19 protein-coding genes are annotated in these 25923 nt (G+C 70.7%); 2 read left to right on the top strand and 17 right to left on the bottom strand.

The window, feature by feature from the left end; genetic code table 11:
- Window positions 1–21: 21 nt before the first annotated feature.
- Both argG and ABZU25_RS18065 read right to left on the bottom strand, forming a co-directional pair.
- Window positions 22–1473, bottom strand: coding sequence for an argininosuccinate synthase (argG, locus tag ABZU25_RS18070; RefSeq protein WP_355030479.1), 1452 nt, complete (start codon window positions 1471–1473; stop codon window positions 22–24).
- Window positions 1474–1520: 47 nt separating this feature from the next.
- Window positions 1521–2342, bottom strand: coding sequence for an RNA methyltransferase (locus tag ABZU25_RS18065; protein WP_355030478.1), 822 nt, complete (start codon window positions 2340–2342; stop codon window positions 1521–1523).
- 118 nt (window positions 2343–2460) lie between these two features.
- Here ABZU25_RS18065 and ABZU25_RS18060 point away from each other — a divergent pair, with 118 nt between their 5' ends.
- Window positions 2461–4308 (top strand): thiamine pyrophosphate-requiring protein, encoded by a 1848-nt coding sequence (locus ABZU25_RS18060; RefSeq protein WP_355030477.1) that lies wholly within the window; start codon window positions 2461–2463, stop codon window positions 4306–4308.
- A gap of 147 nt (window positions 4309–4455) precedes the next feature.
- Here the strand turns inward: ABZU25_RS18060 and ABZU25_RS18055 are convergent, their stop codons facing one another.
- From ABZU25_RS18055 to ABZU25_RS18015, 9 genes are all read right to left on the bottom strand, one after another.
- Window positions 4456–6720 (bottom strand): transglycosylase domain-containing protein, encoded by a 2265-nt coding sequence (locus ABZU25_RS18055; protein WP_355030476.1) that lies wholly within the window; start codon window positions 6718–6720, stop codon window positions 4456–4458.
- 26 nt (window positions 6721–6746) lie between these two features.
- Window positions 6747–7136 carry a hypothetical protein gene (locus ABZU25_RS18050; protein ID WP_355030475.1) on the bottom strand — a complete coding sequence of 130 codons (390 nt, stop codon included), beginning with the start codon at window positions 7134–7136 and terminating at the stop codon, window positions 6747–6749.
- Window positions 7133–9862, bottom strand: a complete 2730-nt coding sequence (locus ABZU25_RS18045) for a hypothetical protein (protein ID WP_355030474.1) — start codon at window positions 9860–9862, stop codon at window positions 7133–7135. The genes ABZU25_RS18050 and ABZU25_RS18045 overlap by 4 nt, the downstream gene beginning before the upstream one ends.
- A 58-nt stretch (window positions 9863–9920) precedes the next feature.
- Window positions 9921–11423, bottom strand: coding sequence for a class I SAM-dependent methyltransferase (locus tag ABZU25_RS18040; RefSeq protein WP_355030473.1), 1503 nt, complete (start codon window positions 11421–11423; stop codon window positions 9921–9923).
- 13 nt (window positions 11424–11436) lie between these two features.
- Window positions 11437–12435: an L-histidine N(alpha)-methyltransferase gene (locus ABZU25_RS18035; protein WP_355030472.1), complete on the bottom strand. Its 999-nt coding sequence runs from the start codon at window positions 12433–12435 to the stop codon at window positions 11437–11439.
- Between the two features lie 227 nt (window positions 12436–12662).
- Window positions 12663–13652, bottom strand: coding sequence for a hypothetical protein (locus tag ABZU25_RS18030; protein WP_355030471.1), 990 nt, complete (start codon window positions 13650–13652; stop codon window positions 12663–12665).
- Between the two features lie 527 nt (window positions 13653–14179).
- On the bottom strand, window positions 14180–14983 hold the full coding sequence (locus tag ABZU25_RS18025; RefSeq protein WP_355030470.1) for a hypothetical protein: 804 nt from the start codon (window positions 14981–14983) through the stop codon (window positions 14180–14182).
- Between the two features lie 152 nt (window positions 14984–15135).
- On the bottom strand, window positions 15136–16242 hold the full coding sequence (locus ABZU25_RS18020) for an SPFH domain-containing protein (protein WP_355030469.1): 1107 nt from the start codon (window positions 16240–16242) through the stop codon (window positions 15136–15138).
- Between the two features lie 5 nt (window positions 16243–16247).
- Window positions 16248–16721 carry an NfeD family protein gene (locus tag ABZU25_RS18015; protein ID WP_355030468.1) on the bottom strand — a complete coding sequence of 158 codons (474 nt, stop codon included), beginning with the start codon at window positions 16719–16721 and terminating at the stop codon, window positions 16248–16250.
- Between the two features lie 130 nt (window positions 16722–16851).
- Here ABZU25_RS18015 and ABZU25_RS18010 point away from each other — a divergent pair, with 130 nt between their 5' ends.
- Window positions 16852–18165 carry a serine hydrolase domain-containing protein gene (locus ABZU25_RS18010; protein ID WP_355030467.1) on the top strand — a complete coding sequence of 438 codons (1314 nt, stop codon included), beginning with the start codon at window positions 16852–16854 and terminating at the stop codon, window positions 18163–18165.
- Window positions 18166–18168: 3 nt separating this feature from the next.
- On the opposite strand, the gene ABZU25_RS18005 is transcribed toward ABZU25_RS18010, so the two are convergent.
- Genes ABZU25_RS18005 through ABZU25_RS17980 form a run of 6 tightly spaced genes read right to left on the bottom strand, consistent with a single transcriptional unit; the run spans window position 18169 to window position 25899 of the window.
- Window positions 18169–18426: an acyl carrier protein gene (locus ABZU25_RS18005; RefSeq protein WP_355030466.1), complete on the bottom strand. Its 258-nt coding sequence runs from the start codon at window positions 18424–18426 to the stop codon at window positions 18169–18171.
- 11 nt (window positions 18427–18437) lie between these two features.
- Window positions 18438–20900 (bottom strand): aminotransferase class III-fold pyridoxal phosphate-dependent enzyme, encoded by a 2463-nt coding sequence (locus tag ABZU25_RS18000; protein ID WP_355030465.1) that lies wholly within the window; start codon window positions 20898–20900, stop codon window positions 18438–18440.
- Window positions 20897–23311, bottom strand: coding sequence for a hypothetical protein (locus ABZU25_RS17995; RefSeq protein ID WP_355030464.1), 2415 nt, complete (start codon window positions 23309–23311; stop codon window positions 20897–20899). Before ABZU25_RS17995 ends, ABZU25_RS18000 begins: the two co-directional genes overlap by 4 nt.
- Entirely contained in the window at window positions 23308–24150 is an 843-nt protein-coding gene (locus ABZU25_RS17990; protein WP_355030463.1) for a metal ABC transporter permease, read from the bottom strand. Before ABZU25_RS17990 ends, ABZU25_RS17995 begins: the two co-directional genes overlap by 4 nt.
- The gene (locus tag ABZU25_RS17985; RefSeq protein ID WP_355030462.1) at window positions 24147–24950 is read right to left on the bottom strand and encodes a metal ABC transporter ATP-binding protein; all 804 of its coding nucleotides are present in this window, start codon (window positions 24948–24950) and stop codon (window positions 24147–24149) included. The genes ABZU25_RS17990 and ABZU25_RS17985 overlap by 4 nt, the downstream gene beginning before the upstream one ends.
- Window positions 24931–25899 (bottom strand): metal ABC transporter substrate-binding protein, encoded by a 969-nt coding sequence (locus ABZU25_RS17980; RefSeq protein WP_355030461.1) that lies wholly within the window; start codon window positions 25897–25899, stop codon window positions 24931–24933. Before ABZU25_RS17980 ends, ABZU25_RS17985 begins: the two co-directional genes overlap by 20 nt.
- Window positions 25900–25923 lie beyond the last annotated feature (24 nt).

Raw genomic sequence — 25923 nt, 5'->3', positions numbered from 1 at the left:
TGAGGGTCGGCGCGGGTTCGTTCAGTCGACGCCGAACTCCATGGCGGCCCGGTCGAGTGCCTCGTCGTCGGCGGAGGTGACACCCCGGGAGGCGATGGCTTCCGCGCCGCCCTCCGGCATCGCACCGATCAGCCCGGTCGAGGCCGCCTGCGCGGCACCGACCATCCGCTGCGGGGTCGCGCCGCCGACCATGCCGAGGTTGGCGTACTGCTCCAGCTTCGCCCGCGAGTCGGCGATGTCCAGGTTGCGCATGGTGAGCTGACCGATCCGGTCCGACGGGCCGAATGCCGAGTCCTCGGTACGCTCCATCGACAGCTTGTCCGGGTGGTAGCTGAAGGCCGGGCCGGTGGTGTCCAGGATCGAGTAGTCCTCGCCCCGACGCAGCCGCACTGTCACCTCGCCGGTGACCGCCGTGCCGACCCAGCGCTGCAAGGACTCGCGCAGCATCAGCGCCTGCGGGTCCAGCCAGCGGCCCTCGTACATCAGGCGGCCCAGGCGGCGACCCTCGTTGTGGTAGTTCGCCAGGGTGTCCTCGTTGTGGATGGCGTTGACCAGCCGCTCGTACCCGGCGTGCAGCAGCGCCATGCCGGGCGCCTCGTAGATGCCCCGGCTCTTGGCCTCGATGATCCGGTTCTCGATCTGGTCCGACATACCGAGGCCGTGCCGGCCGCCGATGGCGTTGGCCTCCAGCACCAGGTCGACGGGGCTGCCGAACTCCTTGCCGTTGATCGTCACCGGGCGGCCCTGGTCGAAGCCGATGGTGACGTCCTCCGTCGGGATCTCCACCGACGGGTCCCAGAACCGGACACCCATGATCGGGTTGACCGTCTCGATGCCGGTGTCGAGGTGCTCGAGGGTCTTCGCCTCGTGGGTGGCGCCCCAGATGTTGGCGTCGGTGGAGTATGCCTTCTCGGTGCTGTCCCGGTATGGCAGGCCGCGTTCTAGCAGCCACTCCGACATCTCCTTGCGCCCACCCAGCTCGGTGACGAAGGCGGTGTCGAGCCACGGCTTGTAGATGCGCAGCTGCGGGTTGGCCAGCAGGCCGTACCGGTAGAACCGCTCGATGTCGTTGCCCTTGAACGTCGAGCCGTCGCCCCAGATCTGGACGTCGTCGGAGATCATCGCCCGCACCAGCAGGGTCCCGGTCACGGCCCGGCCGAGCGGGGTGGTGTTGAAGTACGCCCGTCCGCCCGAGCGGATGTGGAAGGCCCCGCAGGTCAACGCTGCCAGGCCCTCCTCGACGAGGGCGGCGCGGCAGTCGACCAGCCGGGCGACCTCGGCGCCGTAGCTGAGCGCGCGGCCGGGCACCGAAGCGATGTCAAGCTCGTCGTACTGGCCGATGTCGGCGGTGTAGGCGCAGGGCACGGCGCCCTTGTCGCGCATCCACGCGACAGCGACCGAGGTGTCGAGGCCGCCGGAGAAGGCGATGCCGACACGTTCGCCGGTGGGCAGGGAGGTGAGAACCTTGGACACGGGGAAAATTATGCAACAGAGCGCATGGACATGCAAGCCGGAGTGGATTAATCGCTGTCGTCCAGCGGGTCGTCGCGACCCAGCTCCCAGAAGGCGACCGCCGCGGCGGCTGCGACGTTCAACGAATCCACACCGCGTCGCATCGGGAGCCGCACCCGTACGTCACTGGCGCTCTGCGCCGCGCCGGTCAACCCCGGGCCCTCGGCACCGAACAGCAACGCCGCCCGCGCCCGCTGGGCCGCCGAGAGCCGCTGCATCGGCAACGCCTCCGCCGCCGGGGTCAACGCCAGCACCGTGAAGCCGGCCTCCCGCACCTGCTCCAGGCCCGCCGGCCACCGGCTGAACTTGGCGTACGGCACCGCGAAGACCTCGCCCATGCTGACTCGGACGCTGCGCCGGTAGAGCGGGTCGGCACAGGTCGGCGACAACAACACCCCGTCGATGCCGAGTGCGGCGGCGCCCCGGAAGACGGCACCCAGGTTCGTGTGGTTGTTGATGTCCTCCAGGACCACCACCCGACGCGCGGCGGCGAGCACCTCGGCCGCCGTCGGCAGCGGCCGGCGATGGAAGGACGCCAACACCCCCCGATGTACGTGGAAGCCGGTGGCCCGTTGCAGCACGTCCTGCGTCGCGGCGTAGACGGGCGCGTCGCCGGTGTCGAGGTCGGCGAGCTGGTCGATCCGCTTGGCGTCGACCAGGTACGACCGGGCCGGGTAGCCGGCCCGCAACGCCCGGCGCAGCACCAGCTCCCCCTCGGCGATGAACAGGCCGTGCGGCGGCTCCCAGCGGGTGCGCAGTTCGACGTCGGTCAGCGCACGGTAGTCGGCGATGCGGTCGTCGTCAGGGTCGGTGATCTGGTGGACGGGCACCCGACGATTCTGCCGGACGGCGCACCTCGCCCACCGATGCCCACCGGTGGGGTGTTTTGTCCGGACGAGAAGGGGAACGACCGGCGGAGTACCGGACCCGACGGGAAGGACCAGCCAGGTGAGCACAGAGCACGCCGAAGCGGGCGAAGCCGGCGCTCTACCCCGGCACCCCACCGTCGCCGACCACATCGTGTCGCGACTGTTCAGCTGGGGCGTACACCGCTACTTCGGCTACCCCGGGGACGGCATCAACGGCCTCACGTCCGCGCTGCAACGCACAAGTGGCCGCGCCCAGTTCATCCAGGTCCGCCACGAGGAGACAGCGGGCTTCGCCGCGTCGGCACACGTCAAGTACGGCGGCGGGCCGCTGGGCTGCGCCCTGGTGACCAGCGGGCCGGGCGCCATCCACCTGCTCAACGGCCTGTACGACGCCAAGCTCGACCACCAACCGGTGATCGCCCTGGTCGGGCACACCGCGACCACCGCCGAGGGCGGCGGCTACTACCAGGAGGTCGACCTACTCGCCCTCTACAAGGACGTGGCAGCGGCATTCCTCGCTCAGCTCGACCACCCGGCGCAGGTACGCCACCTTGTCGACAGGGCGTGCCGCACCGCGTTGGCCCGGCGTACCGTCACCGCCCTGATCCTCCCCCTGGACATCCAGGACGAGCCGGCCATCCCGAACCCGCCCCACGCGCACGGCTACTACCAGACCAGCAACGTGCCGAGCAGCACTCCCACGGTGCCGCCGGAGGCCGACCTGCGCCGGGCCGCCGAGGTGCTCAGCGGTGGACAGCGGGTGGCCATGCTGGTCGGGCAGGGCGCGCTGGGCGCGCAGGAGGAGGTCCGCGAGATCGCCCATCGACTCGGCGCCGGGGTGGCCACCGCCCTGCTCGGTTTCACAGTCGTCGACCATCGCGAACCCTGGGTCACCGGGGCGATCGGGCTGCTCGGCACCCGACCGAGCTGGCAGTTGATGACCGGCTGCGACCGACTGCTGATCGTGGGCAGCAACATGCCGTACTCGGAGTTCTACCCGCCGCCCGGACAGGCCCGCGCGGTGCAGATCGACCTGGACGGCACCCAGCTCGGGCTGCGGTACCCGACCGAGGTGAACCTCACCGGCGACGCCCGCCCCACGTTGCGGGCGCTGCTGAACGAGCTGGGCCCCGGACCCGGGCCGACCGCCTGGCGGGCGGAGATCGCCGAGGCCACCTCCGCGTGGCGTCACGTGCAACGCGACCTGGCCGAGCAGACCGCCGACCCGGTCAACCCGCAACTGCTCTTCCACACCCTCAACGAGCGGCTGCCCGACGACGTGCTGCTCGCCGTCGACTGCGGCACCACCACCGCCTGGTACGCCCGTCACCTCCAGGTCCGCCCCGGGATGCTGGCCAGCCTGTCCGGCACCCTGCTGTCCATGGGCGGTGCCATGCCGTACGCGCTGAGCGCCAAGTTCGCCCACCCGGACCGACCGCTCGTCGCGCTGATCGGTGACGGCGCCATGCAGATGAACGGCGTCAACGAGCTGATCACCGTGGCGAAGTACTGGCGCAGTTGGGCCGACCCCCGATTCGTGGTGCTGGTCCTGAACAACCGGGATCTGGCGTTCGTCAGCTGGGAGCAGCGTTCCACGGAGGGGACGCCGATGTTCCCGGACAGCCAGCAGTTGCCGGACATCGCCTACCACCAGTGGGCCCAGGTGCTCGGGCTGCACGGTGAGCTTGTCGACTCTCCGGAGCAGGTGCCGGCGGTCTGGGAGCGGGCGCTCACCGCCGATCGACCGGTGGTCATCAACGCCCTGGTCGATCCCGCCGAGCTGATGCTGCCGCCGCACTTCACCGTCGAACAGGCCCGCAAGACCGCGGCGGCGGTGCTGCGCGGTGACACCGACTGGGCCGGGATCGTCCGACGCGGCCTACCGGCCACCCTGGCCAGCTACCGCCCCCGTCGCCGCAAGGGCTGACCGGCTGCGTCAGCCCTGTCCACCTCGCGAGCGACCTCCGCACCAAGATCCGCGCAACATCAGGGATGGTGCTGCCTCCCGCGCGCCGCAGGCAGCACCATCCGGGAAGTTGCGCGGATCTTGGCGCGGGGTGCGGGGTTCAGGGGGTCAGCCGCGGCGGTCGAGCCAGCGTTGCAGGGCCGAGCGGGGGTCCTCGGTGGGTGGCTGTTGACGGTCCGGGACCGCGGGGCGCTCCACCGGGCGGTGCGGGTCGCCGGCCAACTCGTGGCTGGGCGCCACGAACGCCTTCTCCGGCTGTCCCTGCACGGCGGTGGCGATGACCCGGGCCACCGCGTCGATCACCTTGCCCTGTACCGCCGAGCCCACCGAGTCGGCCGGGTCGTCGGGGTTGGCGGCGATGCCGGCCACCGCGACCTGCGGGGTGAAACCGACGAACGTCTCGGTGGAGTTCTGCTCCGAGCTGCCCGTCTTACCGGCCACCGGCCGGCCGTCGAGGATGTCGTTCACCCCGGTGGCGGTGCCGCCGTTGCACTGCCCGAACGCCGACTGCTGGCCCACCGGGCAGCGCGCGGCGTCGGTCGCGGCACGGGCGACGTCGGCGTCGAGGACCCGCTTGCAGGACGGCTGCCCGACCGGCACCTTCTCCCCGTTCGCCGCGGTCACCGAGACCACCGGCACCGGGGTGCAGTAGGTGCCCTCGGCGGCCACCGTGGCGTACGCGTTGGCCAGGTCCAGCGGGGTGGTGGCGGCCACGCCGAGGGTGAACGAACCCCAGTTCGCGGCGTTGTTCTTCGCGAAGGCGGCGTCCGAGTCGGCGCGGAAGGTGATGCCGAGCCGCTGCGCCATCTCGACGACCTTGTCCTGGCCGACCTGCTCGGCCAACCAGACGAAGTAGGTGTTCACCGAGCGGCCGAAGCCGTCCCACATCATCCGGTACCCGTCCATCCAGTCCGGGTTGGCGTTCGCCGGGCACCAGTGGCCGGCGCAGCTACCCGGGCCTTCGGCGGCGTACCGGGTGGGCAGCTTGGCGGGCGCGTCGAAGCCGGTGGAGAGGGTACGGCCCGACTCCAGCGCGGCGAGCATGGTGAACAGCTTGAACGTCGAACCCGCCTGGTACCCGTCGACGCTGGCTCCGCCGGAGATCAACGGGTTGACGGTGTTGGGGTGGTTCGGCTGCCCGCCCGGGTTGTCGGCCAGGCTGTAGTGCCGGTTGACCGCCATCGCCAACACCTGCCCGGTACCCGGCTGGACCGCCGCGATCGGCAGGGCGCGCTTGTTGTCGTAGGAGTAGACCTTGGTGGCCTGCTGCTGCGCGGTGGCCTGGATCTTCGGGTCCAGCGAGGTGACCACTGTGTAGCCCCCGGAGCGCAGGGCCTGCTCGCGCTCCGCGACGGTCGCCCCGAACGCCGGCTGGGCGACCCACCACCGCCGCAGGTAGTCACAGAAGTAACCCCAGTCGTCGTGGCCCTGGGACACGGCGGTGCAGCCGTTGGGCTGGGCGGTGGGGTGCAGGGTCAACGGCTCCGCCTTGGCCTGGGCGGCCTGCGCGGCGGTGATCGCGCCGGTGGCGACCATCGAGTCCAGCACGTACGACCGGCGGGCCAGCGCCTCGTCCTTGTCGCCGCTGATCGGGCTGTACGCGTCCGGGGACTGCACCAGGCCGGCGAGCACTGCCGACTCGGCGAGGGTCAGCTGCGCCGGCGGCTTGCCAAAGTACCGCTGGCTGGCCGCCGCGATCCCGTACGCGCCGGAGCCGAAGTAGGCGATGTTCAGGTACCGGTCGAGGATCTCGTCCTTGCCGAGGCTCTTGTCCAGTGCACTCGCGTACCGGATCTCCTGGATCTTGCGCCCGACGGTGGGGTCGGTGGCGGCGGCGCGCTCCTCGGCGGTGCGGGTGGGGTCGGTCTTGAGGACGTTACGGACGTACTGCATGGTCAGCGTCGAGCCGCCCTGCTCGGTGCCGCCGCCCTTGACGTTGGCGACCAGTGCCCGGGCGAGGCCGCGCAGGTCCGCCCCACCGTGGTCGTAGAAGCGCCGGTCCTCGGCCGCCACGATCGCCTGCCGCATCACCGGGGCGATCTCGGACAACGGGACGTCGGTGCGGTTCACGTCGTAGAACGTGGTGATCAACGTCTTGCCGTCGTTGGCGTAGAGGTACGAGCGCTGCGGGGTGGCCGGGGTCTTCAGCGAGTCCGGCAACGCGGCGTACGACCCGAGCGCGGCGCGGGCGCTGAGCCCGAGCAACAGGTTGCCCGGGAGCGCGGCGACTGCCAGGGCTAGCCCGGCCAACACGCCGGCGAGCAGCACGGTGAACAGCCGCGACAGCGGCGATCGGGAGGCGGCCATGTTCCCCAGGATTGCCACGAAGTTCGGAAATCGGCCAGCCTGGGCGGCAATTGTCAGGCAATTCACCGACAACCGTGGCAGCGGGCCGACCGTCAACCACCCAGTACGCCGCTCCAGCGGATGAAACCGGGCAACAGGAGCACGGCGCACACCAGCGCCAGAACCGTCATCGCCAACGGCAGCCGTGCGCGCCGCAGCGCCCGGCGCAGGTACTCCTGCCGGATCTCCTGCTTCTCGGGCTCGCTGAAGTCACGATCGATGTAGAGGTCGGCGTCGCGTTCGGCCGCCTGGAACAGGTGCGCCGCCCAGGTCAGGAAGCCGGCGGCGACCACCCAGAGCGCCGAATCCAGCGCGATCTTGCCGGTGGAGACGTCAGTGCCCGGAGGGCCCGTGGAGACGGACGTGAGCATGTTGATCCCGGCCCCGGCGAAGAGCCCGGCCAGGAAGTTCAGCGTCGACGGCGCTGGCACCGCGATGCTCACGCGTCCTCCTCCGGCCCGAAGTCGGGCCACGGCAGATCCGGCCACGCGACACCGCAGACCGTGCTACCGAGGGCGTCGATCTGCTCCAACAACTCTCGGTCGGCATGCTCGTCGAGCCGGCTGGCCAGCTCCGTGAGCTGAGCACGGTAGGCCAACTGCTCGCTGATCACCTTCTCCACCGCGGGCGTCCGCACCGGTCCGTCGCGCCTGGTGATCCGGTCGCGGATGGTCCCCTCGATCTGCTCACACCCCCGCTGCCAGGCACGCAGATGGCGCCTGGTCAGGGTCGCCCCGGTGGAGGACGACTCGACAGTCTGTGGCGCCACTGCCACTTCCGAGAGCTCGGACGGCTCCGGCCGACCCTGATTGATGACGTCGCCGAACAGTTTCAGGCTCTCCAACTGCACGATCCGCCACACGATGTCGGCGAGTTGGGCGGCCACGAAGGGAATGCGCAGCCGCTCCTCGGGCGCGGTGGACAGCAGTGCCCGGCTCTTCCGCTCGGTGGTCATTCGGTGGAACAGCGTCTTCAGGTGTTCCCTGGTGCCGTTGGCGGCGCCGGTGCAGAGCAGCGTCGCCTCCAGCACCTGAGCCATGTCGATCTCCCGCCCCTCGGTGGTCCACTCCCCCTCGCGCCCCATCAGCCGGGCGTGCGCGGTCTTCATCTCCGGCCGCATCGGCACCCCGGCGCGCACGAGGGCGCTGAGACACATGGCGGTGGTGGCCTCCTCGCGGTTCCACGTTCCGGTGCCGCTGCGCCACCAGTTGTCGAACGGCCCACCCTCGGACACCGACCGCAGGAGCCAGTTGCAGGCGTCCCGGACCACCGGGTGGTCCACCCGCAGGTTGGCCTGACACAGACCGAGGACCACCCGGGCGGTCACCCACGGCACCCGCGCCGGGTAGAAGTTGCCGTCCTCCTCCTGGGCCTCGCGGGCCACCTCGACCAGCCGGTCGATCCGTTTCTGATCCTGGTGGACGGCCGGCGCGGAACCCTCGAAACCGAGCAGGAGACCGAGCACCCAGTTGCGGTACATCCGCGCGGTGTCCAGCTGCTCGGCGGGCATGCCGGCGAGGTGCGGCGCCGCCCCGAAGATCGCGTCTTCCGTCGCCATCGACTGCCGGATCTGGTCGAAGTCCGCACAGTCGGCAGTCACCCGGTCCACGGGCTCGGGCAGCCCGCAGCCGGGCACGTCGTAGTGCCAGCGGGTCCGCACCCCACCGGCGATCTTCAACCAGGAGTCGACATGGTTGAGCTGGTTGAGCGCGCTCGCGGCGAAGACGGCGGCGCCGGAGTTGTCCCCCCAGGACGGGTCGTCGGCGGTTCGTTTCCGTAACGTCCGGCCGAGCCGGATCAGCGTCTCCCAGGTGCTCAGCAGGTGCAGCGTCTCGGTCCGCGCCGTGTCCGGCGAGACCAACTGGTCCAGCCGGCTCAGCGTCGCCTTCATCAGGCGCTCCCCGCCGCGCTGTAGATGCAGCCACACGTTGCGCTCAGGGCTGTTCCACCGGCGATCGGCCTCCCAGTGCTGGCGGGCGTGGTTCATCACGAGCTGCGCTCGGCGGCGGGAGCCGATCAGGTACGCGCCGTCGATCTGGTAGATGAGGCCGTCGTCGCGCAACCGCTGCAGCGTCGCCAGTAACGGACCCGCCTCCCGGGTGGCCATCTGCAACTCCAGTACGCCCAGGCAGGCCACGCGATACAGCACCTCGCGCTGGTCGTCGCCGGTCATCTGCCGGGTGTAATACGCCTCCAGGTCCGCCTCGGTCGGCACGGTGCCGCGGGTGCCGTAGAGGTCGATAGCGGTCAACGCGATGTGCACGTCATCCTGTGCCAGCTGCTGGATCGTCGGCCAGTGCGCCTCGCTGATGCTGTTTTCCACAAGCAGCTGGCTGATCAACGGCCGTCCCTCGGCCAGGACCTGTCGCAGCTCGCGGGTGGGTTCACCGCCAGCGAGGTTGGGGCCGGCCGACTTCCAGCTCGTGGCGAGCACCTGCACGTGGAGCCCGAAGTCCGAGCGCAGCCGGGTCACACAGTCGAACAACTCGTTGAGCACCAGCGGGTTCGCGTGCAGGTTCTCCAGGACGAGCAGGTAACAGCCGGTACGACTGCGCGACTGCTCCAGCAGGGCCAACACGATCGACTCTGGACCGTCGGCCGGGTCGGCGAGGTTGAGCCACACGACGCCGTCGCCGGCCGCGAGCCGCTTGTCGGCGACGTTGGCAACCAGCGCCGACTTCCCGCAGCCGTGCTCGCCGATCACCACCACGTCCCGGCCCGCCTCGAGCTGCCGTTCGACCTGGGTGGAGCTGTCCGTCAACCGGTCCAGCCGGGAGTAGTACGCCATCGCGCTGGCCGAGGGCGGCTCGGCGTGCCCGACTCGGCGGGGCCGCCAGCCGGAAGCGAACGGATCCTTCTGCAGGGCGTACGAGAGCAGCACCAGCGGCGTCACGCCGTGCTTGCCGTCCCCGAAGGCGGTGGCCCGGACGTCTTTCTCGGAGAGCCGCACCTCGGTGGGCTGCCCCATCGCCTCCACCCGGATGACCAGCTCGTGCCCCACGCTGTCGCGGAACTCCGTCGAGGCGCTGACGACCCGCAGCGCGGCGGGCCGCTCGTCCAGCATGGCGGTCTGCGCGTTGAGGTCCTTGTGGGCCGCGGTGAGCAACTCGTACGCGCCCACCTCGGGGCTGAGAGCCTTGACGGCCGGCCAGGGCGAATAGTCGGGCACCGACCCCCCCCCTTCGGCGATCACCGTGGGTCAACGAGGTCACCACGACATGTTGATGCTAACCGCCAGTCCCTCCGCTGTCGCAGGGCAGGTCCACCCGCAGTCGGAGGTACTGGGTCCGTACCAGCTCACCGTCGACGGCCTTGACGTCCGAATCGGACACCTGGAAGCCACCCCGGCTGAACGCCGCCCGCACCTCCTCGGCGTCACCGAGGTCGTGGCTGGCCATCCGGGTCGCGTAACGGCGGGCCGCCTCGGCGAGATCGTCAAGCTCCACCGAGAGCAGTCCACGCCAACCGGTGGCCCGCTCCCGGAACCGCAGCTCGAAATCGTCGACGAGATCCGACACCCGGTGGCGGCCGTCCTGGTCCTCGTCGTCCCTCGGCCACTCGTTGCCCGGATGCAGCCGGACGGTGGTGATCACCGAACCACCCGGGTTCAGCAGCGCGGACCAGCTGCCGATCACCGCGTCCGCCGAGGCGCGGTTGAACCGGGTCAGGAACGCGTCGGCCAGCACCAGGTCGAATCGGCCGCCCTCGACGAGCCGAGCAACCGCGTCGGGGCAGGTCACGTCGGCCTGGTGCACCTGGACCCGGGCACCGATCTGCTTGGCGTACCAGTCGCAGGCCAGCAGTGGTGTCTGACACTTGTCGAGCACGTGCACGTCCAGGTCGGGGGGGATGCCGCCGAGCGCCGACCGCACCGCCTCCAGCAGGAAGGCGAGGAGGGTGTAGTCGGCGGTGCCGCTGATCATCACCCGGCGCGCGCCCCCGCGGATCGCCTGAGCCAACTGTTGCGCGTAGAACTCGGCGTGCCACTGGGGGCTGCTGACCATGTCGAACAGGCGCAGGTACTGCCACGACTGGTGATACCAGGAACAGTTGGTCTTGTCCAGGTGCGACGGCCCGCAGGACATCGGCGCCATCGCGTACAGCATGTTTGCCGACTGGAGCAGCCAGCGGGTCAGCTCGGGGCCGGGCCGCCGAGGCCGGCCACGGTCGGGCAGGCAGGACCGGCTCATCAGACGATCCCAGAGCAGGCGGGCCCGAGTCACCTCCTCCGAGTGGCCACTGACCACCCAGGACGCGAGACCGTCCCCGCCCACCTCCTGCCGGACCACCACCTGGCCGTCGATCAGCCACATGTCGGTCATCGGCACCAACGGGAGTTCGCCCGCGATGAAGACCGGCACCATGACCGCGTCCAGATCGTGCTCACGGTCCTCTGCCAACTGCTCGTCGATCTCCCCCGTGCCCACGTCCTCGCCCGGCACGAGGTACATGCGGCGCACCGTCACGCGCCGCGCCAGCTGGCGGAACATCGCCCGGGAGAACGGATCGGCGGGACGACCGGCCGTGGTGTACGGGACGATCTGGCACAGCTCGTCGTGCACCCCGGCGACCAGCCCCTGCACCAACTCGTCCATCGCCGCGCCGGGTAGCCGCACGCAGTTGGGGTCGGTCCCCTCGTAGGAGGCCCGATAGAAGAGGCTGGCCCGACGCGCCCGGTCGATCAGGTCAGCGGGTGTGACCCTCTCCGGCGCCACCTTTCGCTCGGTCATGTCCGCCACTCCCTCACCATCGCGACGCCGTGATCACCAAATGGTGGCTGCCGGACGCCAACGCGGCGTGCCGGATGCGCCAACCTGCGTCCCTGACGGCGGCAATGACGTCGGGATAGCTGAACCTGCGGGACTGGAAGCAGCGAATGCGATGGCCTGCCGGCAGCAGGGTGCCATCCAGGACACCCGGTCGTCGGAGCACCGCCTCGCCGGTCACCGCGCCGTCCCCCCAGCGCAGCACGAAATCCAGGTCGACCTCGGGCAGGCCGGCGGCGAGCAGCGGCTCCAGGGCCGCGTCGCGGAACTCCGGGCAGCGGTACGGCGCCAGCACCGTCTCCGCCGGCTCGTCCGGCCGGCCCACCACCACGCTCAGCACGAGCACGTCGCGCGGGCGCAGTGAGGCGCGGATGTTGGCCAGGGCTGCGGTCGGGCATTCCAGGTTGCCGAGGGTGTGCCCGAGCAGGCAGGCGACCACCGGCTCAGGCCCCGGCCGCCACCGTTCGACGCCCTGCGAAGCGCCAGACTCGATGTCCCACACGTGAGAGTCAACGCTCATCTGGCCGCCCGCGAAGTGGGCCAACCGGTGACAGGCGATGGCGAGCAGGGTGGCGCTGAAGTCCAACGCGAGGTAGCGCCGGCAGGGGTGGCCAAGAGTGGTCAGCCGGTTGAGGAAGGCGCTGCTGCGCTTGCCGTTGCCCGGGCCGATCTCCGCGACGGCCAGCGCGCCGGCCGTCAGCGTCTGCGCAGCCAGCAGGGCTTCGGCTTCGTGGCGGGCGGAGGCGAGCATGCTCAGGTAGTCGTCGGTGCGGGCGTAGGCGTCGTGGGTGTGGGCGGCGCTTCCGGCGTACGCGAACTTGAGTGGCAGCTGACCGGCGTGGATGGCCGCCAGCGCGGCGCGGCGGTGCCGCTCACACTCGAAGTGCGGTGGCCGGCACCGGGTCGGGTCACCCGGCGGACCTGATTGCGCTCGTGGGTTGGCACCCGTGCCCGCCTCGCCGATCGTCTCTGCCACAACGTCCTCCGACGAAGTCAGAGCTGCCGTCGACCTGATGGTAGGGCAATGACGCTGGACAATGGCTTGTTTACGGCTGAGTTGTTTCACGATCTGCAAGCACAGCACCTCCTCCGCTAGGACTAGCAGACATAAAGGCCCACCGCCATTGGCCATCAGACTGCGTTATTCAACCGAACGGTCAACTCTGTGACCGAAGTGTGAAATCGTCCCGGCACGACTCAGTCTTACCGGCCGCTGCGGTTGCGCAACTGCTGCACGGCGGCCCGTGCCGCCGTGGTGAACGTCGGCGCGGTGAACTCGTGCCGTTGCCAGTCGCCGTGCAGCCCGCCGATGTCGTCCACCCCCTCCTCCACAAGCAGCACCATGTACTTACTGAAGGCGAGGGCGGCTCCTTTCTCCTCGATCAGCCAGGCGCTGGTCGCGAACTTCTCTCCGGGCTCGGCGAACTGCCGGGACCGGGTCATCAACGAGACGAAGAACTCGCACTCCCGAATCCGGTTCAGCACCGCCATTCCGACGTACCCGTCCGCGGCCCGACCGGTGATCACGGTAAAACCGTTGTCCTCCAACAATCCGCTGAGGCCCCGGACAAACCCGTCCTCCTCCTTGAACCGGTACGACAGGAAGACGCTGTTGCTGGCGACCTTCGGCCGCACCAGGCCCGCGTCGGGTCGGACGTGTTCCAGAATCCGTGCCTGATCCACGTCGTCGACCAGCCGTTCCAACTCGTCGTCGCCGCTGCTGGTCGCCCGGTCGCGCACCTCGTCGATGAGCCGGTCCGCGTTGGATCTGCTGGTGGCGAGCAGCCGGAACGCCTGGCAGCTGGTCAGGACCACATCGGCCTCCGCCGCCAGCATGTCGGGCGGCGTTCGCTTGTCGAGCGTGAACGCGTCCCGAAGGCGGCTCCGGTCGCCGTGGTAGAACGCCGCCGCCTGCTTCTCCACTCGCGCCAGGTCGACGTAGAGCACCACGGCGGCCCCCTCGCCCGAGCGGGACAGCGCGAACCGACCGGCCTGCGCCAGATCGGTGCTGAGCGGATCAACGACGATCACGTCGAATGTGCCAGTGCCGGCCTCGCGAGCGGCGTCGGCGAGAGTCCCAACCGCCACCACCCGCTCCACCAGCGGGCTGGAGGTCAGTTCCTGGTAGAGCCGCCCCGCGGCAGCGTCATCACTATCGCAGAGCAGCACGGTCAATCGGGGAAGCGCAGCCACGATATTGCTCCATGAATGTCGACATCGCCGGGAATTGAGCACCAATGGTGGCACGGCCCATCGACGCATCGCGTCCGCGATGCGTCCGCCGACAATGTCCAAACGGACCCGACCCGCGCCGTTGGGATGGGGCGGCATGGGCTGTGTGCTTTCCGGAGCCACACGCCTGGGCCCTGGGTGGATCCCCGCCCGGCGGAGTTGGTGTCACGACGACTGGACCGATGCCGAGCCGCTGCCGCGGCGCGACCCGGGGCGTCCACCCGTGCCCTCACCAGCGACGGCGCGCCGCCGCACGTCGACTGAATGGTCGTCAGTGGCGAACCGCCAGCCATCTCGCCGCTATCGACGAATGGCGGTAGCGGCTTCGACAATGGCCGGCAGCGGCCTGCGCCGACCAGCACGGAGGCGTCAAGGATCCGACAGTTCGGAGACGGCCATTTTCCGCCGCTGTCCGGCCCTGGACAAAGCCGTTCCGTCTTATGCGCCATCCGTCGCCCGGCACCGCGGCGGGGTTTCGCCGGAACGAATCAGGCGGCGGAAATGGGACCGCCCGAGGCGGTGGGTGGCGGGGCCGGGGTGGAGAGGCTGGCGCTGGCCGCGTCGCGGGCGGTTTCCCGGGGCATCAGGCGGCCGGAACGGTAGCCGATGCCGATGCCGGCGATCAGCACGAAGATCGCGCCGAACGTCTGGAGTGAACCGATCAGCGCACCGCCCAGGCCGAGAAGGGGCGCGGCGATGATCAGCATGGCGCCGTCGCCGAGGCTGAAGGTGCCCGAGCGGGCCACCGCCCACCCGGTGAGGAACCAGCCCACGCTGTAGAACGTCGCGCCGAGCAGGACCAGCGACCGCGCGGTGGTCCCGAAGACCGGCGTCTGCTCGGCGAGCCCCGCGAAGGGCAGCATCAGCACGGTGCCGGCGATGCTGACCAGCAGCCCGGCGGCGGCCACCCGGCGGCTGCGGGTCGCGGCCAGCAGCCCGGTGAGGGCCAGCAGCGCGAGCAGGCCGAGCCAGACCGCGGCCACCCAACCGATCAGGTAGGCCGCCCGGCCGTCGGCCGGATAGGGGTCGTTGCCCACCCCGCCGTCACTGGCCATCGCCACCACGCCGTACAGGATGGCGTACGCGGGCAGCAGCCACACGGCCGCCCGCGCGAACCGGCGCACCGACCACGCCCAACTGGCGTTCGTGGCCGGGCCGCCCGCGGTTGGCTCGTCGACGAACGGCAACACGCCGAAGCCGCCACCGGTGCTGCGGGACCCCAACGGGGCGACCGGGTCGTGCGCGCCGGGCACCGGGGCCGAGGACCACATCCGATTCGCCGGATCCTTCATGCGTCACCTCGCTCGTCCGCGAGTGGTGCGGAACGCGCCGGGGCGCCCCGATTGCCTGGTCACCACCCGTCCTAGGACCGATCGTGGCAGGCCTCGGAGCGCCCCATGAGTCTTTCTCGCATTTATCCCGGCCGGACGGCCGGCGTCCTGGATCAAGCGCGCTCGCGCTGGTCGGCCGGGTCCTCGGTCAGGCTGGCCGGAGACACCGGCTCCGGCGCGGGCAGCCCCTGCGGCTTGGTGCCGCCGGTGGCCTGCGCCTCGGCGACGCGTACCTCGTCGTGGATCTGCTGGGCGGCGTCCGCCGCGGCCTGCGCGGCCTCCGCGGCCTCGCGCTCGACCTGGCTCGCGTGCTCGGCCGCCTCCGGTGCGGGAAGGTCCCCCACCATCTGGCTCAAACCACCCAGCGCGCCACCCATCCCCTCCAGGGCCTTGGTCAGCTCGGCCGGGATGATCCAGACCTTGTTGGCGCTGCCCTGGGCGATCTGCGGCAGGGCTTGCAGGTACTGGTACGCGAGCACCTTCTGGCTCGGATTGGCCTGGTGAATCGCGTCGAACACGGTCCGGATCGCCTTCGCCTGGCCCTCGGCCTGCAGGATCCGGGCCTGCCGGTCACCGTCGGCCCGCAGCACCGCGGACTGCTTGTCGCCCTCGGCGGTCAGAATCACCGACTGCTTGTGCCCCTCGGCGGTCAGGATCGCCGCGCGGCGGTCCCGCTCGGCGCGCATCTGCTTCTCCATCGAGTCGCGGATGCTGGCCGGCGGTTCGATCGCCTTGATCTCCACCCGGGTCACCTTGATGCCCCAGCGGCCGGTGGTCTCGTCCAGCACGCCCGAGAGGTGCCTGTTGATCTCGTCCCGGCTGGTCAACGCCCGCTCCAGGTCGAGCGAGCCGATCACGTTACGCAACGTGGTGACGGTGAGCTGCTCGATGGCCTGGAGGAAGCTGGAGATCTCGTAGGTCGCCCGGACCGAGTCGACCACCTTGAAGTAGAGCACCGTGTCGATCGAGACCACGAGGTTGTCCGAGGTGATCACCGGCTGCGGCGGGAAGCTGACCACCTGCTCGCGCATGTCGACCTTGGTCCGAACCGCGTCGATGAACGGCACCAGCAGGTTGAGGCCGGGGCTGAGCGTGCGCTTGTACTTGCCGAGCCGTTCCACCACGTCCTGGCGCTGCTGCGGCACGATCCGCACCGCCTTGGCCAGCGTTATCACGGCGATCAACGCCACCGCGATCACCACCACCCCGATTAAGGTCATCCCGTTCACCCTCTCGCTTCCGGCAGCTCGCCGGCGGAAGAAATATCGTCCTGCCAGACCAGGGCGGTCGCGCCCCGGACCTTGATCACCCGTACCCGTTGACCGGTGTCGAACGTCTGCGTCGTGTCGTACGAGCGGGCACTCCACAGCTCACCGTCGATCTTGACGAGGCCATGGTCAGCGTCCACCCGCTCCAGAACCAGCGCCGTGGCCCCCTCGATCGCCTCCAGACCGAACGGCTGCTCGCCGCTCTCCAGCGACGAGCGCTGTTGCCGCCGGAGGGCCGGCCGGGCCACCAACAGACTCAGCGCCGACACCACCGCGAAGACCAGCGCCTGCACCGCCACCGGCGCGCCCAGAGCGGCGGCACCGCCAGCGGCGAACGCGCCAGCCGCGAACATGATCAGAAACAGCGTCGTCGTGAAGATCTCGGCGACGGCCAGCAGCACACCCAATACGATCCACACCACGGCGTCCACACCACGATCGTGACACGCAAATGCACGCGCGGCCTCCCCAGGAAGATCAGTAGCCTCGGCGAGGCCCTTTCCGGCCATGATCCGAAGGCTCGATTCCCATGATCCGAACGCCCGATCCGAGGAGATCCCGTTGACCCTGCTGCCCGAGACCGCCCGACGGATCGACGCCCGGGTCGCCCAGGCGCAGCTCGACGGGCACGCCCCGTCGCTGGTCCTGGGCGTGGTCCGCGACGGCGCGCTGGTCCACCTGGCCACCGCCGGCGAGCACCCCCGCCCGGACGCCGACCTGCAGTACCGGCTGGGCTCGATCAGCAAGACGATGACCGCGACCCTGATCATGCAACTGCGCGACGCCGGCCGACTCGCCGTCGACGACCCGCTGGAGGAGCACCTGCCCGGCACCAGCGTCGGCGCGCTCACCCTGCGCCAACTCCTCGGGCACGCCAGTGGCATCCAGCGCGAGCCCGAGGGCGACTGGTGGGAGCGGACCGCAGGGGCCGACCTGGCCACCCTGCTGGCCGGGGTCACCCCCGACAAGATCGCCTATCCGCCGCACGCCACCTACCACTACTCCAACCTGGCGTACGGGCTGCTCGGCGGAGTCCTCGAACGGCTCACCGGGACACCCTGGGCCGACCTGCTCGGCGAACGGATCCTCACCCCGCTGGACCTGCGCCGCACCACGTACGCGGCCACCGAGCCGTTCGCCAGTGGCTACGTCGTCCACCCCTGGCACGACACCCTGCGCGAGGAGCCGCGTACGGACACCGGTGCGATGGCCCCCGCTGGGCAGCTCTGGTCGACGATCGAGGACCTCGGTCGGTGGGCCGCGTTCCTGGCCGACCCCGACCCGTCGGTGCTGGCCGCCGAGACGCTGACCGAGATGTGCTCCCCCGTCGTGGTCAGCGATCTGGAGTCCTGGACCCACGGGCACGGGCTCGGGCTGGAACTCTTCCGGGAGGGCAACCGGGTGTACGTCGGCCACGGCGGCTCGATGCCCGGCTACGGCGCCTCGCTCGCCGTGCACCGACCCACCCGCACCGCAGTGGTCGGCCTGGTCAACGCGTACACCCTGCGCACCGTGCACCTCGGCGCGCTCGGACGACAGCTGCTCACCCTGGTGCTGGACGCCGAGCCCGCGCCGGTCACCCCGTGGCGGCCGGCCGCCGCCCCGCCGCCCGCCGAACTGGCCGAGCTGACCGGCCGCTGGTGGTGGATGGGCACCACGATCGAGGTGTACGCGGACGCCGCCGGCGACCTGCACGCCGGCCCGGTCGGCGCGCCGAACCTCCGCTTCGTCGCCGAGGGTCCGGACCGCTGGCGGGGCCGGACCGGCCGGCAGGACGGCGAGATCCTCACCGTGCGCCGCGACGAGCAGGGCCGGGCGGTCGCGCTGGACATCGCCACCTTCGTCTACACCCGGGACCCGGACGAGATCGGTTGAGGTTCACTCCGGTGGGAGCGCCGAATCCAGGGCGAGGATGGTGTCGACGACGTTCCCGACCGTGCGCACGCTGCTGATCTCCGCCGACGCGGCCGGTACGTCGAAGCGGTTCTCAAGCGCGGAGACCAGGTCGATCAGGTCGAGCGAGTCCATGCCGACGTCGTCGCGCAGGCTGGCGGTCTCGACGATCCCGTCGGCGGGATATCCGAACTCGTCGCACATGACGTCCTTGAGACAGGCGAGGGCTTGCTGACGGTCCACGGGAAACTCCTTCAGAGCAGAGTGGTCTGGTCGAGCGAACGGCAGACGAGACTGACGGCCTCGACGAACCGGTCCGCCTCGTCCTCGGTGAGCACCAGGGGTGGCTGGATCCGCACCACCTGGTTGCGGTTGGCGGTGACGAAGGTGAGCATCCGGTGGTCCCGCGCGAGGTTCGCGACGAACCGCAGGCACAGCAGGTCGCCCAGGGCGCCCTCCACGGCCCGGGCGGCCCGGCGCAGCGCCGTCCGCACGTCGTCGGGGAGGGTCTCCGCCAGGGCGTGCAGGTCGCCGGGCGCCCGGGTGAGTACCTCGTCGGTCAGGGCGGTCATCGCCCCGGCGTACCCGCCGTCGAATTCGATCGCGTTCATCAGCCCGACGCCACGGACGTCAGCCACGAAATCATGTTCCGCGCGCACCTCGGCCAGTCCCGCCCGCAGCCGCGCACCGACCGTGGCCGCCCGGGCCGGCAGGTCCTCGGCCAGCAGGACGTCCAGGGTCGCCAGCGCGGCGGCCGAGGCGAAATTTCCGCCGCCGAAGGTGGACGTGTGCAGCAACGACCGGCTGGCACTGCCGTAGGCGGCGTCCCACACCTCACTGGTCACCAGGGTCGCCCCGATCGGTACCAGGCCGCCGGAGAGAGACTTCGCCAGACAGAGCACATCCGGACGGACCCCCTCGCGTTCGCAGGCGAAGAGCGTCCCGGTCCGGCCGAGACCCGTCTGGATCTCGTCGACGATCAGCACCGCGCCGGCCGCCGCGCAGATGCGCGCCGCGGCGGCGAGGTAGCCGGGCGGCGGCAGAACCACGCCCCCCTCCCCCTGCACCGGCTCCACGATGAAGGCGGCCGCCCCGACCACGGCCCCGCGCAGCGCCGCCTCGTCCCCGTACGGGACAGCCACGCACTCCGGCAGCAGCGGCGCGAAGGGTTCCTGGTACGACTCCCGACCGCTGACCGACAGCGCCCCGAAGGTCTTGCCGTGGTAGCTGTTCGCCGTGTAGACCAACCGGGTGCGGCCGGTCGCCGCCCGGGCCACCTTGAGCGCGGCCTCGACGGCCTCGGCGCCCGAGTTGCTGAAGAAGACCCGGCCCATCTCCCCCGGGGCGAGTTCGCACAGCCGCTCCGCCAGTCGCGCCGTCACCGCGGGCACGGACGTGTACTGCACGAAGGTGGGTGCCGCCGAGTCCAGAAACTGGCGGACCGCGCCGACCACCGCCGGATGGTTGTGCCCCAGGTTGAGGCTGCCGAAGCCGGCGACGAAGTCGAGGTAGTCCCTCCCTTCGGCATCGGTGAGGCGCGACCCACGCCCGCTCACGAAGACCCGGTCCAGGCCGTGCGCGGCGTAGAGCCCAGCCAGCGGCGGATTGACCCAGGACCGGAACTGACGGCGGGCCTGGTGCGCGGCATCCTCGGTCGACCGCCGGCGGCCCCCGTGCCAGCGGGCCAACCCCTCGATCCGCTCCAGGGGCACCTCACGCCCGTGCCGGGCCGGCGGGGCCGCCGAGAAACCGTGCCGCCGGGCCATCTCCCCGATCTCCGCCACCGCCCCGGGCTCAAGGTGCCGTCCGAGCGACCAGGACTCGGCCCTCCCGTCCAGGGCGAGCACCACGGTTTCCGCAAGGCAGCCGTTCAACTGGGTGGTCGGTCCGAGGTTGCTGCCGTCGAAACGGATCCGCTCGTCGGTCCGGACCAGCCCGCCGTCCAGGACGAGGATGTCCGAGCGGTGCCCGGCGCCGGGCGCGACGTCGCGGGGTAGGGCCACGTCCACCACCACGGTCCCGGGAAGCAGCACCGCCGGATCGATCAGCCCGCCCGCCGAGGAGGCGGCGACCACCAGCCGGGTGCGAGCGAGACTGCCGGCCAGGTCCTCGGTGACGGTGGCCCGGCCCACCGCCGGCAGCCGCTCCCGCTCGGACCCCGGGGGCCGGCCCGGGCGGGTCACCAGCACGAGCCGGCAGCCGTCGGCGATCAGCCGGTTCGCGATCGCCCCGGCCACCGTCCCCGGCCAGCCCACCACGCAGATCTCCGCTTCCTCCGCGGGCACCGCGAGTCGTGCCAACACGGTCGTGACCAGGGCATGCGCGGCGTACGCGGTCAGCGAGTTGCCGCTGGTGACGGCGACCCCGGCGCGCCGGGCCGTGGCGACACCCCGGCTACCCACGATGGACGTCGCACCGCCCAGGCCGACCAGTTCGGCGCCGGCGTCGGCGAGTCGACGGACCTGCGTGGCAACGAAACGGGACGCCTCGCCGGGCCGGCCCAGCAGTTCGGCGGCGCTGTGCGGTAGGTACCTGACGTCGCCGGTGCAGCGACCTCCGGCGTCCGACTCGACTGTGGTGAAGGCCGGCAGCCGTACCGGCCCCAGACGTGCCGGCCGACCCGCACGGTCGGCCCACACGTCACCGACCAGCGCCATGGCGCGCACCTGAGCCCGCTGCTCCACCGTCACCGCGTGCGCGAGAAAGCCAAACCTCATCCGCTGTCCTTCGTCGAGCGACCAGCCGGGCGGGTGCCGGCCAGGGTGGGACGCTGCCAGCTGAGGGCGGCGAGGCGACTCAGACCGTCGCCCTCGTTGTTGTGCCCGAGCAGCACCGAGTACAGATCGATGACCCCGGGGGTGGTCAGCCGATCCGCCAGCGCCACCTCAGCGACGTCCAGCACCACCCGGTGTCGTACGGTCTGCCCGCCGATCTGGCGGACCCAGTCACCGTCCAGCAGGCTCAGCACCCCGGTCTGTCCGCTGACGACCGCCGGCTGGAGCCCCTCCCGGTACGTCCGGATCACCGAGTGCGCGCCGTTGACGCACCGGAAGATGCTCACGTTGCCGCGCAGTGCGTGCCCATCGACGACGACCTGCCGGACCAGCGTCGGGACGATGTCCGGAACCAGCGCCGCAGCGCCGTCCCCGACCACGGCCAGCACGTTGTCGGGCCGGTGGCACAGCACACCGGGCAGCGCCTGGAGCGCGTCGCCCATCAGCGCCCGCCCGAACCAGCCGGAGAACCCGGGACCGGTGCGCGGCAGGTTGCACACCGCGCTCAGCCCCGCACGACCGACGTCGAAGACGCCGGTGTAGCGATACCCCAGGTCGTCGATCAGGTGCTCCAGAACGCCACCCAACTGCCGGAAGAAGTAGTTCGGCGACATCGGTCGGACCGGGATCGCCCCGATCACGTCGGCCGCGTGGACCCGCCCCGCGTCGATGGCAGCCCTGCGCCGCGCCAGCAGGTCGTCCGGCACGTCGAGACGGTCGAGGACGATCCGCAGCACCTCCTCGGCTTTGCCATGCAGGCCGGCGGCGATGAACGGCGCCCGGTCCTCGGCCCGCTCGTACACCTGGATCGGGCGGCTGCGGCGCAGCAGAAGCGGCGAGTACGGAGTGTCGATCTCGGCGATCCGGGTGTTGAGAAAGATCAGCGCCTGCTCCGAAGGGGGGCGGAGTCGGCCGTCGGAGTGCAGGAAGTCGTACACCTGCGCCGAGTGCCCGTAGAGGCTCAGCGTGCCGAGGTACTGCGGCACCGGCACGCCGTCGACATATCGGGAGACGGTGCCGGGATGGGTGAGGCTGTCGGCCAGCGCCAGCCCGGCCCGGTGGGCGAGCGTCAGCAACAGCTCCCGACCGGTCGGGCTGAGCGGTCCGGCCTGGCACAGAACCCGTACCGGCCCCTGGTTGACCACCCGTACCAGCTCGTCGATGTCCCCCGCGACCACCGCCGGAGCCGGCCGGGCCACCGACGTCGGCCGGGCCGTGGCCGTCCCGGGCGTCTCCAGCACCTCCCGGGTGGCGAGCAGGACGACCGGCCCCTCGTCCCGCTCGTACGCGGCGACGGCCCGGTCCACTGCCGCCTCGACGGTCGCCGGATCGTCCAGATACGCCACCTGGAGGCCACGCGCCCGAAAAACCGCGCGAGTGTCCTCGGTGGTGTGCACGGTGCCCTGGAACGGGTGCCACTGGGCGGCGCGCGACTCCGCACAGAGGATGAATCCACGGGCCCGGGCCGCACGGAGGTTCGCCAGGGTGCCCCGGAACTCGTCGGACATCCCGCTGGTCACCACGATCAGGAACGGGTGGCCGTCGAGTTGCCAGCGGGCCAGGGCGGAGCACGCCAGACTGTGCTCGCTCGGGCCGGACACCACCGGGTTGCCGTGGCGGGCCGCGTACCTCTCCAGGGTGTCGATGACCGGTGACACCACCGACCCGGTGTAGCTGTGCAGGCCCCAGCCGGCGCCGGCCTGCCGGGTCAGGAATCCGGCGAGTGCCTCGGCGAGAAAGCCGGTCGGGGGCGTGCCATGGAACCGACTGAACCCGTCCAGTTGCAGCGCGTCGGTGAACGAGCAGACCAGGTCGGCCGCCACCACCCACGGCCGCGTCGGTGGCCACCGGATCGTGCACAGCCCGGCGGCGAAAGCCACCTGGTCGTCCGCTTCGACATAGCGGTGGACCGTTCCCGGTGAGGGACGGAATTCGACAGCGTCGAGACCGGCGGCAGCGCTACGCAACCGTCGGTCCAGGTCGTCGCCGCTGATGGCGGGCCGCCGATGCTCGGCATGATCGATCACGAGCAACGCGAGCAGCGAACGCCCGGTGCCGCCGGCGCGCAGCATCGCCAGGTCGGCCACCGAATCGAGTACGCACAACCGCAGCTCCGCGGCCGGAAGCACCTGGTCGAGGTAGCGGCGCGCCCGGTCCACCGCCAGCCGGTAGCCCGGCTCGTCCGGTGACGGCGGAACCAACCCGGTGACGTCGGTGCGCACGACCCGGGACGAGCCGTCGGTCAGGTCCCGCAGTGCGATCCGCGCCGCGTCCACCAGTGCCGGTCGGTCGGTGACCAACACCAGCAGAAGCCGCTCCGCGGTCCGCTGTCGAACGGCCGCCGCCGCGCTCACCGAGCCATCCGCCAATGCCGCACCCGCGACGCGGTGGCGACGTAGGCGATCACGAAGAACACCGCCCCGACCAGCACGATGGTGGTGCCGCTGGGGACGTCGGCGTGGTAGCTGGCGTTCATGCCGAGGAAGCCGGTGACGGAACCGATGCCGATCGCCAGCGGCACCATGTGGCCAAAGGTCGGCGCCAGCATCCGCGCCGTGACGGCCGGCACGACCAGGGTGGCCGCGACCAACGTCACCCCGATGACCGTCAACGTGGACAGGATCGCGAGCGACAGGACCGCCATCAGCATCGCGTCCATGCGACCGACCCGCACACCGGTCGCGCTGGCCACCTCCGGGTCGAAGGTGGTGAACAGCAGCGCCCGGTAGCGGGCGGTGATGAATGCGGCGGTGAGCACGGTCACCCCGACGACCACCCAGACGTCGACCGCGCGGACGCCGATGATCGAACCGAAGAGCGCGGCGTCGAAGGACGGCCCTCGGCTACCGAAGGCGGTCAGCAGAGCCACGCCGAGGGCGAACGAGGCGGTGGTGACCACCCCGATCGCCGCGTCCGAGCCGATCCCGCGTCCCCGGGCCACTCGGTTGATCATCACGGCGCTGACCAGACCCCAGACCCCCGCGCCGATGTAGTAGTTGAACTGGATGATCGAGGCGGCGGCGAACCCGCCGAAGACCGCGTGCGACAGGCCGTGACCGATGTAGGACATTCCTCGCAGGGTGATGAAGACACCGGTCATCCCGCAGAGCGCACCGGCCACGGTGGCGACGATGCAACCGTTGACGAAGAACTGATACCGGAAGGGGTCGAGGAGGGCTTCGAGAGCGTTCACGAGATGGTGACCTCCTGACCGTCGGGCCTCGGCTTGGCCTCGTCGATCACTACCAGCATGCCGAGGTGTTCGAGCACCTCCATCCGCGCCCCGAACGTGCGCTCCAGCACCCGCGGCGTCATCACCTCCACCGGAGAGCCGGCAGCGATCACGGTCTTGTTGACGCAGACCACCCGGGGAAGGTGGTTGGCGATGCCGTTCAGGTCGTGCGTGGTGAGCAGAATGGCAAGGCCGTCCCGGTTCAGGGTCGCCAGCAGGTGCAGGATGTCGTGCCGGGTGACCACGTCCACGCCGCTGGTGGGCTCGTCGAGCAGGATCAGGTGGGGATTCTGTAGCAGCGCGCGGGCCAGGAACATCCGTTGCTGCTGACCGCCGGAGAGCTCCCTGATCTTGCGGTGCGCGACGTGGTCGATGGAGAGGCGCTCCAACACCTCACGGACCTCGTTCCGCTCCTGCCGAGTCGGGCGTGGCCACCACCGGGACTGGCGCCGGGCCATCAACACGCACTCGCCAACGGTGACCGGGAAGTCCCAGTTCACGTTCTCCAGCTGTGGCACGTAGCCAACGGTGAGCCCGGGTGCGCGGAAGAATTCGCCACGGGTGGGCCGGACGGTGCCCAGCAGCAGCCGCAGCAGCGTCGTCTTGCCGGAGCCGGACGGGCCGACCAGACCGATGAAGGCGTCCGCGGGCACCGTCAGGTCCAGGTCGGTGAGGACCGGTCGACCGTCGTACCCGGCCTCGACGCCGCGCAGGCTGGCGAGCACGGGCGAGGCCGGCGGACTACTGGGCGTAGCGGGCATGGTCCGCCCCTGCCTGGTTCACGTCGAGGGCCCGCAGCCGGGGCGCGGAGCCACCCAGCGCCTCGATCATGGTGAGGTAGTCGAAGCGCATCAGCCCGAGCCAGGAGTGCTCCGACTCACCGGGCTTTCCGGGTAGGTCGTCGTCGCGCAGCACATCGACGTAGCGGGCGCCGGTGGCCTTGCCGATCTGTTCCAGCACGCGGGATGGGAACACCTCCGACCCGAAGATCACCTTTACCTCCTCCCGCCGCACCTGGTCGATGAGGCCGACGATCTCGCGGGGGGTGGGGTCCTCGAAGTTTCGGGGCTGGATCGCGCCGACGACGCGCCAACCGAACGTCCGGGCGAAGTAGGCGTACGCGTCGTGGTACGTCAGCAGCTCACGCTGGTCGGCGGGGAGTGACTCCTGGTCGGCCCGGATCGCCTCGGTCAGGGCGTTGGCCTGGGCCACGAAGGTGGCAGTGGATTCGCGATAGACCGTCGCCCCGTCCGGGTCCAGCTCGGTCAACACGTCCCGGACCTTCTCGGCGTACCTGACCGCGTACGTGGGGTCGGTCCACAGGTGCGGGTTCGGCTTGCCGTCCTCCTTCGGGAACGAGAAGTCGAAGATGTAGTCCGTCTCGGGGAGCGCGCTCGTGCCCAACTCGACCACCGCCACATCCGAGCGCTTGGTCCGGTCGGCCAACTCCCGGGTGGGATCCTCCAGCTTGAGGCCGTTGATGAAGATGACGTCCGCGTTGGCGAAGGACCGGCTGGCGCTCGGCGGCGGTTCGAAGGTGTGGCTGTTGACCCCCTCCGGCACCAGGCCGTCGACCTCGATCCGGCCTCCGCCGACGCTGGCGATGATGCTGGTCAGGGGCGCCACCGTGGTGACCACCTGGAGCTTTTCGCCATTCTTGCGGGCCGGCTCCCCGGAACAGCCACCGAGAGCCAGCGAGACAGCCGTCACGGCCGTCACCCAACATGCCGCCCG

The sequence above is a fragment of the Micromonospora sp. NPDC005215 genome (assembly GCF_040607915.1).
GTDB lineage: Bacteria > Actinomycetota > Actinomycetes > Mycobacteriales > Micromonosporaceae > Micromonospora.
This window is presented reverse-complemented; position numbering and strand designations above follow the sequence as displayed.

What these genes read in the sequence shown, in the direction of transcription:
- ABZU25_RS17985 (WP_355030462.1), bottom strand. Translation starts at nt 24,950, where the DNA reads ATGCCCGCTACGCCCAGTAGTCCGCCGGCCTCGCCCGTGCTCGCCAGC.
- ABZU25_RS18040 (WP_355030473.1), bottom strand. Translation starts at nt 11,423, where the DNA reads ATGACCGAGCGAAAGGTGGCGCCGGAGAGGGTCACACCCGCTGACCTG.
- ABZU25_RS18020 (WP_355030469.1), bottom strand. Translation starts at nt 16,242, where the DNA reads ATGACCTTAATCGGGGTGGTGGTGATCGCGGTGGCGTTGATCGCCGTG.
- ABZU25_RS18025 (WP_355030470.1), bottom strand. Translation starts at nt 14,983, where the DNA reads ATGAAGGATCCGGCGAATCGGATGTGGTCCTCGGCCCCGGTGCCCGGC.
- ABZU25_RS18000 (WP_355030465.1), bottom strand. Translation starts at nt 20,900, where the DNA reads ATGAGGTTTGGCTTTCTCGCGCACGCGGTGACGGTGGAGCAGCGGGCT.